Annotated in this window: 11 protein-coding genes; all 11 read left to right on the forward strand. The window is 55.9% G+C overall.

From position 1 onward, the window contains the following. Nucleotides 1–114: 114 nt before the first annotated feature. The 11 genes from rfaE1 to VNL73_01090 all read left to right on the forward strand — a co-directional run bounded on the left by rfaE1 (nucleotide 115) and on the right by VNL73_01090 (nucleotide 9,560). Nucleotides 115–1,107, forward strand: a complete 993-nt coding sequence (gene rfaE1 / locus VNL73_01040) for a D-glycero-beta-D-manno-heptose-7-phosphate kinase (protein HXF47995.1) — start codon at nucleotides 115–117, stop codon at nucleotides 1,105–1,107. Further along, nucleotides 1,108–1,575 carry a D-glycero-beta-D-manno-heptose 1-phosphate adenylyltransferase gene (gene rfaE2, locus VNL73_01045; protein ID HXF47996.1) on the forward strand — a complete coding sequence of 156 codons (468 nt, stop codon included), beginning with the start codon at nucleotides 1,108–1,110 and terminating at the stop codon, nucleotides 1,573–1,575. It abuts the gene before it with no gap. Nucleotides 1,576–1,693: 118 nt separating this feature from the next. Beyond that, nucleotides 1,694–2,659: a tetratricopeptide repeat protein gene (locus VNL73_01050; GenBank protein HXF47997.1), complete on the forward strand. Its 966-nt coding sequence runs from the start codon at nucleotides 1,694–1,696 to the stop codon at nucleotides 2,657–2,659. Then, a complete protein-coding gene (locus VNL73_01055; GenBank protein ID HXF47998.1) occupies nucleotides 2,659–3,747 on the forward strand; it encodes an aminopeptidase P family protein in 1,089 nt (362 codons plus the stop codon). The genes VNL73_01050 and VNL73_01055 overlap by 1 nt, the downstream gene beginning before the upstream one ends. Before the next feature lie 27 nt (nucleotides 3,748–3,774). Next, nucleotides 3,775–4,239, forward strand: coding sequence for an acetyl-CoA carboxylase biotin carboxyl carrier protein (accB, locus tag VNL73_01060; GenBank protein HXF47999.1), 465 nt, complete (start codon nucleotides 3,775–3,777; stop codon nucleotides 4,237–4,239). Nucleotides 4,240–4,460: 221 nt separating this feature from the next. Beyond that, nucleotides 4,461–5,375, forward strand: a complete 915-nt coding sequence (gene miaA, locus VNL73_01065) for a tRNA (adenosine(37)-N6)-dimethylallyltransferase MiaA (protein HXF48000.1) — start codon at nucleotides 4,461–4,463, stop codon at nucleotides 5,373–5,375. A 105-nt stretch (nucleotides 5,376–5,480) separates the two neighbouring features. Then, nucleotides 5,481–7,367: a LysM peptidoglycan-binding domain-containing protein gene (locus VNL73_01070; GenBank protein HXF48001.1), complete on the forward strand. Its 1,887-nt coding sequence runs from the start codon at nucleotides 5,481–5,483 to the stop codon at nucleotides 7,365–7,367. Nucleotide 7,368: 1 nt separating this feature from the next. After that, a complete protein-coding gene (gene sppA / locus VNL73_01075) occupies nucleotides 7,369–8,283 on the forward strand; it encodes a signal peptide peptidase SppA (protein ID HXF48002.1) in 915 nt (304 codons plus the stop codon). 8 nt (nucleotides 8,284–8,291) lie between these two features. Further along, nucleotides 8,292–8,516: a zinc ribbon domain-containing protein gene (locus VNL73_01080; GenBank protein ID HXF48003.1), complete on the forward strand. Its 225-nt coding sequence runs from the start codon at nucleotides 8,292–8,294 to the stop codon at nucleotides 8,514–8,516. Between the two features lie 31 nt (nucleotides 8,517–8,547). After that, nucleotides 8,548–8,832, forward strand: coding sequence for an HU family DNA-binding protein (locus VNL73_01085; protein ID HXF48004.1), 285 nt, complete (start codon nucleotides 8,548–8,550; stop codon nucleotides 8,830–8,832). A gap of 233 nt (nucleotides 8,833–9,065) precedes the next feature. Then, complete coding sequence (locus tag VNL73_01090) at nucleotides 9,066–9,560, forward strand: metallophosphoesterase (GenBank protein ID HXF48005.1); 495 nt, start codon at nucleotides 9,066–9,068, stop codon at nucleotides 9,558–9,560. Nucleotides 9,561–10,186 lie beyond the last annotated feature (626 nt).

The raw sequence follows: 10,186 nt of genomic DNA on the forward strand, positions 1-10,186 counted from the left end.
AACAATATATTCAAAAGCTCGGAATGCGCAAAGAAAGGTTGAAAACGTAAATTTTTCGGCGGCGCCGAATGGATTCTGTATTCGGCGTTTTCCGATAGGCTGGGAAAATAATCGATGTCCGACGCCATAAAAATCTCCCGTCTGAAACAAATCCTCTCCCGCATGGGGAAAAAACCGGTCGTCGTGCTGGGGGATTTGATGCTGGACGAATATCTCTGGGGCAGCGTCAGCCGCATCTCCCCGGAAGCCCCCGTGCCGGTGGTGGAAGTTGCCTCCCGGACGATGAAACTGGGGGGCGCCGCCAACGTCGCCTCCAATTTGCGCGCCCTCGGCCATCCGGTTTCACTTTTTGGTTTGATAGGAAAGGACGACCGGGGGGCATCCCTTTTGGGCCTTTTAAGGCGGATGAAAATCGGCTCGGACGGCGTTTTGGCTTCCCAATCCGCCCCCACCGTCACCAAAACCCGCATTATCGCCCACTCCCAGCAGGTGGTACGGGTGGATTACGAAAAGCTGGATGAACTGAATGGCAATCTTCTGGAAAAGATGATTTCTCGCTTGAAAACCGAACTTGCCCGCTCCAAATTTTTGATAATCTCCGATTACGGCAAGGGAGTAATCACCCAGTCGCTTTTGCGTGAGCTGCTCGATTTCTGCCGCCGGAAGGGGGTTTTCACCGCCGTCGATCCCAAGGAGACCCATTTTCACGAATACCGGCGCGTCTCGGTAATAACCCCCAACCACCACGAAGCCGGGTTCGCCTTTGGAAAAAGAATTCGCGACCACCAATCCTTGAAGGAGGTCGCCTTCGGTCTCCTAAAAAAACTGGAGGCGGAGTCAATGCTCGTCACACTCGGCGAAAAGGGGATGTCCCTTTTTATGGACAAAAAGGAATGTTATTTCCCGGCACGCGCCAAAAAAGTGTACGACGTCACCGGCGCGGGGGACACGGTAACCGCCGTTTTCACTTCCGCCGTCTCCGGCGGGGCAAACTTGCCCGAAGCGGCTTACCTTTCCAATCGCGCCGCCGGTTTGGTGGTGGAAGAACTGGGCACCGCCCAAGTCACCAAAAAACAGCTCTTGAACGAAATCAAAACGGAGCTTTGATTGGGACTCGTTTCGCTTCCCGCTTTAAAAAAAATTGTTTCCCGTCTTAAAAGAAAAAAGAAAAAAATCGTTTTCACCAACGGCTGCTTTGACCTTCTGCATGCCGGCCACATCACCCTTTTGCGCAAGGCCAAAAGCTTGGGGGATGTTCTAATTGTCGGCCTGAACACCGACCGTTCGGTGCGAAATCTGAAGGGAAAAGGCCGCCCGGTCGCCCCGGAAAAAGACCGGGCGCTGGTGCTTTCTGCTCTTCGCGATGTGGACTACGTCGTTCTCTTTTCCGAACCGACACCAATTAATCTTATTCAAACCCTTTCCCCCGATCTGTTGGTCAAAGGGGCCGATTACAAAAATTCCCAAATCGTCGGCGCCGACTGGGTGAATGCAAACGGCGGAAAAGTCGTCCGAATTCCCTTGGTTAAAAGCAAAAGCACATCAGCTATTTACCGGAAATTAAAGCGGCTTTGAACTGTTCTTTGCCTGCCGGCAACCAGTTGTGCGGCAAGAGCTTCCTTTTCCCCTTGACATCCTATTTGGCATACGGTTTATTAACTTGCAATGCAGAACAAACCAGGCGCAGGAGGCGTTGGGTAGTTCTCTTTTCAGGATGGACTGGAAAACCAGCAAAGTCGATTATTACCTCTCAGAAGCCAAAAAGCCGGAGAACGGGGCGTTTTTTGCCCGCATTGCCTCCCGCCTTTTGGAATTGGGGCGTGCCGAGGAAGCCGCGGCCCTGTGCAGTGAAAACATAAGCCGCTTCCCCAACTACCTTTCCGGTTTGATGGTTCTGGGGGAAAGTTATTTGGCGCTGGGGAACCATGAAAAAGCCAGGGAGCTGTTGAACACCGCCTTAAAACAGGACCCGGACAACCTGCGCGCCCTCTATTTGCTGGGGAAAACGGCCCAGGGGGCCGGCGAAATTCTTCTGGCCTATTCCTACTACGAGCGCCTTTTGGAGGCCGATCCCTACTGCGAAGAAGCTTCGCTGGAGGCGGAAAAGCTCAAGCACGAAATCGAATCAAGGGAATTTGCCCCGCCCGCCCGTCCCGCGCAGGCAGTGGAAAGATCCCCGCAAATTGCGGACAAGGTGGAATTGACCGTCGCCGTTCCGGATTTGGAGGAAGGGGAACTGGAATTCCCCAAGGAAAAACCGAAAGCCGAGCGGGCCCGTCCGGCCCGCAAGGAGCCGGGGGATTTTATGAAAGCCACGGAGGTGGGAGTGGACACTCCTTTGGTCGGGGTTGATATAAGTTTGGCGGAAAAGGCGGCCGAACCGGTCGCCTCCAGCCCGGCTTCCGTTTCCCCGCGCGATTTGGAACCCAAACCGGCTCCCGCGCCGGAACCGGAGCCTCCTCCGGCCTCCGCCCCGCCGCCGGCCGCCCCCAAGCCGCTTTTCGAAACCGCCTCCATCGCCGAAATTTACGCCAAGCAGGGGCTTTTCGAGCTGGCCTTGCGGGTCTATCAAAAATTGTTGAACGCCAACCCGGACGAAGCGTTGTATAAAAGTAAAATTGCCGAACTGGAACAGAAAATAAAGGAACAACGGGCTTGATGAATCCGAAAGTGTATGCCGCCCGCCGCCACCGCTTGGCGGAGCGGCTGAAAAAAGAAAATCTGGACGGCTTCGTGGCGACCGCCCCGCACCATTTGCGCTATTTGTTCGGCTTTTCCGGCTCCAACGGGCTGGGCTTGGTGGCCAACGGGGACGGCAGCTGGTTTTTCACCGATTCCCGCTATGCGGAGCAGATAAAAAAAGAGGTGCGCGGGGTCAAAACGGAAGTCGTTTCCGGCCCGCTTTTGAACGGGCTTAAGGAAGTCCCTTTTTTCAGAAAGCCCCGCCAGCGGGTCGCCCTGGATGCCAAAAATGTGACTGTCAAGATGCTGGATTTGTGTAATACGGCCATCCGTTCCGCCCTCTGGGAAAAGACCGAGAATCTTGTGGAAGGGCTCCTGGCAGTAAAGGACGCAAACGAGCTGGCCCGCATAAAACGGGCCGTGGAAATTGCCGATATTACTTTTGAGGAGATTCTCCCCGCCATCCGCCCCGGGGTTCGGGAAAACGAAATCGCCGCCGAAATCGAGTACCGGCTGAAGAAAAACGGCGCGGATGAGCCGGCCTTCGGCACCATCGTCGCCTCCGGCCGCCGCAGCGCCATGCCCCACGGGCGGGCGAGCGACAAAAAGATTGGCCCGGGGGAGTTTGTGACGTTGGACTTCGGCGCCTTTTATTCCGGCTACTGTTCGGATATCACCCGCACGGTGGTGGTGGGAAGGGCAAGCTCCCGGCAGAAAAAAGTTTATGATGTGGTTTTGCGGGCGCAGAAAAAAGGGATTGAGGCGGTCCGCCCCGGGCGCAGGGGAAAGGATGTGGATGCCGCCGCCCGCGCGGTGATTCGAAAAGCCGGTTTCGGCAAATATTTCGGCCACGGCACCGGGCACGGATTGGGGCTTCTGGTGCACGACGTGCCGGGCTTGGGACAGACGAGCGAGGATATCTTGAAAACGGGAATGGTGGTGACCATCGAACCCGGAATCTACCTTCCCGGATGGGGCGGGGTGCGGATTGAAGACGACGTTTACGTGGGGCCGAAAAAAGGCTTGGTTTTAAACAAGGCCCCCAAAGAGCTTTTGGAACTGTAATCTCCCGAGGAGGGGAGAGGAGGAGCTATGCGCGAGAAAACCGTCCGCAGGCTGATTGCAATCGTAGAAGAATCGAACATTGAATCCTTGGAATACAAAAATTGGTGGACCTCCATCCGGATCACCAAAAAGCTGGCCAACGGTTCCAACGGCTCGGGAAGCCCGTCCAACTTGACCGTCTATCCCGCCGCGTCGCCGGCGCCGGCCGCGGCTCCTTCCCCTTTTGTTTCCGCCCCGCCGGCTGATGACAAGCTGGTACCGATAAAGTCCCCCATGGTTGGCACCTTCTACCGCGCCCCCGCGCCGGACGCCAAGCCATATGTCGAAGTGGGGGACCTCGTCGAGCCGGGGCAGGTGGTCTGCATCATCGAGGCGATGAAGCTGATGAACGAAATCGAATCGGAAGTGAAAGGGAAAATCGTCAAAGTCCCCGCCGAAAACGGCAAGCCGGTCGAATTCGGCCAGGCCTTGTTTTTAATCGAGCCGATTTAGTTTTGTTATGTGCGCATTTGCCGGGGCGGGTCTTGTGCCCGCCCTGTTTTATTTGGCCGATTGCCGAAAATGACCTTCCAACAGGTTCTCACAGAAATCAAGGGCGGCACGCTTCCCCGGTTATTGGAGGAATCCCCCCAACGGCATGAAGGATTCCCCTTTTTTTGCCATCCTCATAAAGGGTTTTTCCAGTCCGCCGCCCCATCCAATTCGCCAAGTCCTTGAGCTGCCTGGAAGAAGCCTTCCCGGTTTACATCCTCTGCGGGCCGACAGGTGTGGGAAAGAGTCAATTGGCGGTCCAAATTGCCGATAAATATAAAGGGGAGGTGCTAAGCGCCGATTCCCGGCAGGTTTATACCGGAATGGATATCGGCACGGCAAAGCTCCCCCCGGCGGAAAGAGGGGTACGGCACCATCTTTTGGATGTCGTCCGGCCTGACGAGCCCTTTTCCGCCCAGGATTTTTGCCAAAAGGCGCTTATGGTATTGAACGACCTGAAAGCAAAGAAAATAAAGCCGTTCATAGTCGGCGGCACCGGGCTGTACCTTAAGGCCCTGACCGAGGGGCTTTTTGCCGGCACCGGAAGGGTTCGGGAACTGCGGGAGCGGTTTTCCGAAAAATCGACGGAGGCGCTCTATACCGCGCTGGCCAAAGTCGACCCGGCCAAGGCGGCCCGCCTCTCCAAAAACGACCGCCAGCGAATCGAGCGGGCCTTGGAGGTCTTTTACACCCACGGCCGGCCGATGTCGGAACTGGAGAAAAGACGCACCCCCCTTTCCGGTTTCAAGTTCCTCTGGGCCGGTTTGACCTTGGGGCGAAAGGAATTGTACGCCCGAGTCGACGCCCGGGTGGAAAAGCAATTGGCGGATGGCTGGGTGGATGAAGTAAAAAATCTGATAAAAACCGGCTTCCGCCCGGAATGGCCGGGGTATAAAACCATCGGCTACCGGGAAGTGTATCGCCATTTGGCCGGGGAGCTGGTGTATTCTGAAATGGTACAACTGATTAAACAAAAAACCAAGAACTACGCCAAACGCCAGCTTACCTGGTTCCGGCATCAAGCGCCGGTTCACTGGTTCAATGCCGCTGACCCGAATGTCCGGCAGAAAATTGAAAAATTCTGGGAGCTGAATTAGTAAGATGAAACCATTCATAGGGTTGTCGAAAAAAGTTAATAAAAAAACTTGACAAGCCATGACTAATTCCATTATTACTAACGGCTTATGAGGAGGGATAGCAGAATGGCTAAACTTTTGTTCATATTTTTCTGCCTATTTGTGGCTCTCTGGGGCTGCAGCAGCAGCCGTTCCGCTTCCAAGCGGGCGGCGGGAAAACCGGCTGTAACAGCTCCCCAAAGCTCGACCGAGCAAACCACCACTTCTTCCGGCGGCCTGCAGGCAGTCGAAACGCCGGACGAAAGCAAGGAAAAACCCTCCAATGGCGAAGGCGGCAACGGCTCCGGCGAAAACGGCGAGGATGAATACGCCGCCCAGCTTCTGGAAGTTGAAGACCTTTTAAGCGAAGGGGTAACCGCCAACCGCCAGGGGAATTGGGACCTGGCGCAAAAGAATTTCGAAACCGCCCTGAAGCAGCTTTCCGAAATGGGGATTGAGGAGGAGGAATTCCCGGAACTGCACGGCCGGATGAACAAGCTGCTTTCCGAAATCGCCGACGAGCTGAAAATCACCCTCGAGTCGCAGGGAAGCCTGGGAACGGAGGCCTCCATCACCTCCTTTCTGGACCGCTTTCGCCATTTGAAAAATTTCGAGGCATTGAAGGGGCAGCTTCTGCCGCAGGCCCTCACCCGGCCGGACCCTGCCATCCAGTTCGACGTGCAGATTCCGTTCAACGAGCGGGTGGCGGACGCCTTGGCCTATCTGCAGACCGTGGCGCGCAAGCCGTTTTCCCAGTATCTCTCCCGCTCCAGCCGCTATATCCCGCTGATGCGGCAGATTCTGAAAAAACAGGGGGTGCCGCAGGATTTGGTCTATCTGCCGCTTATCGAATCCGGTTTCAACCCCCACGCCTATTCCTACGCCCATGCCGTCGGCCCCTGGCAGTTCATCGCCTCCACCGGCCGGCTGTACGATTTGGACATCAACTATTTCGTGGACGAGCGCCGGGATTTCGTCAAGTCCACCTATGCGGCGGCCAATTTTTTGAGCGACCTATACGCCCAATACAATTCCTGGGAGTTGGCCTTGGCGGCCTACAACGGCGGCCCGGGGCGGATTTCCCGCGCGATGAAGCGCCAGGACACCAAGGATTTTTGGGAGATGAAGCTGCGCCAGCAAACGGAGAACTATGTTCCGCTTTTCGCCGCCGCGGTGATGATTGCCAAGGAGCCGAAAAAATACGGTTTCGGCGACGTGATTTATGAACCCCCCATTGAGTTCGACACGGTGGTGGTGCGCAAGCCCCTGGAGCTTTCCGTGGTGGCCCGCTTCGTGGACTGCATCGTGGCGGAGCTGAAGGAACTGAACCCGCACCTGGCCCGCGGCGTCACCCCGCCGGGAAAATTCACCCTGCGGATTCCCTCCGGCAAGGAAGGGGTGTTCTGGGCGCATTACGAGCAGATGCCGCAGGCCCGGAAAATGGTCTTGGTGCGTCATAAAATCCGCCGCGGCGAATCGCTCGCCGCGATTGCCCAGCGCTACGGCACCACGGCCGGCGACTTGATTCGCATCAACCGGCTGCGCAAGGCCTACCGCCCCAAGGCGGGCCGGACCCTTCTCGTCCCGGCCTACGTTTCCAGCGATTACCTGGCGGAAAAGAAATCCTCAAAGGGCACCTACCGCGTCCGCCGCGGCGACACGCTCGGCAAAATCGCCCGGCGCTTCGGGGTAACCGTGGATGCTTTGAAACAGGCCAACAATCTGGATTCCGATATTGTCTCCCGCGGCCGGCGGCTGGTCATTCCGGGCAAGAAACCAACCGCTTACGCCAGCACGGCTCCAGTCAAGGACAGCACCAAGGGGGCCGAACGCCCCTCCACCTACCGGGTCCGGCGAGGAGACTCCCTCTGGGAAATCGCCCAGCGCTTCGGCGTCACCGTCCGGGAGCTGAAGGCCTTCAACAACCTTTCCTCCCACATTCTGGCGGTGGGAACGATTATCCGGATACCGTAAGATGGCGGAAAAAAGAAATTTAATCGTCGGGCTGGTCATCCTTTTTCTGTTTCTTGGAATCGGGCTTCTGGCCGCCTTGGCCTACCTCTCTTCCGGCGCCGGCTACAGCGAAACGGAAGACGGCGTTTTCGCCATCGGCGCCAAAGTCGCCATCGTGGACGTCACCGGAATCATCTCCAGCTCCTCGGAAGTTGTCCGCCAGCTGAAAAAGTACGCCGACGACGGCTCGGTCAAATCGATTGTTTTGCGCATCGAAAGCCCCGGCGGCGGGGTCTCCGCCTCGCAGGAGATTTACGACGCCGTTCTGGAGGCCAAGGGAAAAAAGGCCGTGGTCGCATCCATGGGTTCCGTGGCGGCCTCCGGCGGCTACTACATCGCCTGCGCCGCCGACACCATCATGGCCAACCCCGGCTCCCTCACCGGCTCCATCGGCGTGATCGCCGAATTCCCGGTCTTCGGCGAACTGTTCAAAAAAATCGGCATCAAAACGGAAGTAATCAAATCCGGGGAACTGAAGGATGCCGGCTCCCCCACCCGCCCGATGACCGAAAAGGAGCGGGCGATGATTCAGTCGGTCATCAACGACACCTACGACCAGTTTGTGGAGGCGGTGGTGAAAAACCGCAAAATGGAGCGGGAAAAAGTGCTCTCGCTGGCGGACGGCTCGGTTTTCACCGGCCGGCAGGCCCAGGCCAACGGACTTATCGATGTTTTGGGCAATCAGGAGGATGCCATCCGCCTGGCGGGCAAGATGGGGGGGATTTCCGGCGAACCGCGAACGGTGAAGGAGAAAAAATACCGCCGCCGCACCATTTTCGATTTTGCGGCGGAAGAAATGTTCGGCAAGGGAATGGAACTGCCCGAGGAGTGGAAGGATTTGCTCTCCCCCGGACTAAAATACCTGTATAAAATGTAAATTTGATAATGCCTATCTACGAATATCGTTGCAAGGACTGCGGCAAACCGTTCGAGCTCCAGCAGAAAATGGAGGAGCGGGGAACGGCCGTTTGCCCGGCCTGCGGCTCAAGGAAGGCAGAAAAGCTTTTTTCGGTTTTTGGCGTGGGAACAGCCGGTTCCGCGGAGGGGAATGATGCTTCTTCCTGCGGGCCGGAAAGCTGCATGTGCGGCAAATACGGAGGAGACGATTGAAAAGGACGCCAAGCGGGCGAGGAGGTGAACGATGACCAAAGCGGATTTGGTCGAACGGGTGGCCGAAAAAACCGGACTCACCCGGACCGACGTGATGGTGGTGGTGGAAAACTTTCTCGAGCAGATTAAAAAGACGCTCGAGGAGGGAAACAACATCGAAATACGGGGCTTCGGGACATTTAAAGTCAAGGCCCGGAAGGCGCGCAAGGCGCGCAACCCGCGCACCGGCGAGGAGGTGCCGGTGCCCGACCGCAAAGTCCCGGTTTTCAAGCCCTCCAACGAATTCAAAGCGGTAATCGTAAAACAGCCCTTATAGGAGAAAGATGCCCAGCGGAAAAAAACGGAAGCGGCGCAAAATCAAAAAGCACAAATTGCGCAAAAGGCGCCGCCGCGACCGTCACAAAAAGAAACTGCGCTAAGCCGCGGTTTCTCGGGGCTCCCCTTTCACCGGCTCAAAATTGGTTTGAGTTGTGGTTTTTAGCTATTTTGTCATACCGGACAAAGCCGGAGAGGTCTTTGACCCTTGATTAAACCAATGGGAAGTTTTACATGCCGACTGTCTATCTAATCTCCGATACCCACGTCCCGGAACGCCGGGAGGAAATTCCCAGGGAATTTCTCTCCCAATTGAAGGAAGAGGACATCGTCCTCCACGCCGGCGACTGGACTTCCGGCAACACCCTCAAGCTCCTCCAGCAAAAAGCCAAGGTTTTCGGTGTCTGGGGGAATATGGACGACGGCGCCATCCGCAAGGAACTGCCGGAAAAGACGATTGTGGAGATTCAGGGATTCAAAATCGGCATCACCCACGGCTTTGGCGCGCCGGAGGGGATGGTGGAGAAGGTGCAGTCAAAATTCCCTGAAAAAGTGGATATGATTCTCTTCGGCCACACCCACGTCCCCCATAGCGAAGAAAAGGACGGTATCCTCTTCTACAACCCCGGCTCCCTTTCCTTCAACAACGACCGCCGGGAGTTGACTTATGCAATATTAGAAATTAAAGACAACGAATTGGCTCCTCGGCTGGTTTCTCTAAACATATAGCTTTTTTTACTTCCCTCTCCTTACGAAGGAGAGGGATTGAGGGTGAGGTTTCCCGACCGCCGGGAATTGACCTACGCCATTTTGGAAATCAAAGACAACGAACTCGCCCCCCGGCTGATAACCCTCGATTTGTAATCTGTAGGGGCGAACCTTGTGTTCGCCCTGTTTTTTTGTCCCCCTTACCAAGGGGGACGAGACCCGAAGGGTCGGAGGGGGTGTTTTTTAAGGGCACGGCGTACCGTACCCGTTTTCTCTGAATTTCCCCTTTTGTTTTCTCTTTTAACTACTATCTTTCTTTTAGGAACTGAAAGGAAACCGGATGAAGCGATTGCTTCTGATACTCGCGTTCACAGCGCTACCTACTATTCTTTTTGCCCAAAGCAGCTATTTGAACATCCTCGCTCTCATTCGGGGTGATAGTTTGGGCGCAGAATTCGGTAAAAAAGTAGTTCCGGCTGGAGATGTAAACAACGATGGAATGCCTGATTGTACTGCTCCCCTTTAGTCAAGCGGCCTGATATGGAGTCATCGGGCTGAGGTTATAGGTTTTCTCGAACCTGTTCGGCGGCTGGTAGCCCAGGGCCGAGTGCAGGTAGGTTTCGTTGTACGTTTCGATCCAGCCGTTC

It is taken from the genome of Verrucomicrobiia bacterium (assembly GCA_035574275.1).
Classification (GTDB): Bacteria; Zixibacteria; MSB-5A5; order DSPP01; family DSPP01; genus DSPP01.

Coding starts and splice junctions, on each gene's coding strand:
- rfaE1 (HXF47995.1), top strand. CDS start 115: ATGTCCGACGCCATAAAAATCTCCCGTCTGAAACAAATCCTCTCCCGC.
- VNL73_01055 (HXF47998.1), top strand. CDS start 2,659: ATGAATCCGAAAGTGTATGCCGCCCGCCGCCACCGCTTGGCGGAGCGG.
- accB (HXF47999.1), top strand. CDS start 3,775: ATGCGCGAGAAAACCGTCCGCAGGCTGATTGCAATCGTAGAAGAATCG.
- VNL73_01070 (HXF48001.1), top strand. CDS start 5,481: ATGGCTAAACTTTTGTTCATATTTTTCTGCCTATTTGTGGCTCTCTGG.
- sppA (HXF48002.1), top strand. CDS start 7,369: ATGGCGGAAAAAAGAAATTTAATCGTCGGGCTGGTCATCCTTTTTCTG.
- VNL73_01080 (HXF48003.1), top strand. CDS start 8,292: ATGCCTATCTACGAATATCGTTGCAAGGACTGCGGCAAACCGTTCGAG.
- VNL73_01085 (HXF48004.1), top strand. CDS start 8,548: ATGACCAAAGCGGATTTGGTCGAACGGGTGGCCGAAAAAACCGGACTC.
- VNL73_01090 (HXF48005.1), top strand. CDS start 9,066: ATGCCGACTGTCTATCTAATCTCCGATACCCACGTCCCGGAACGCCGG.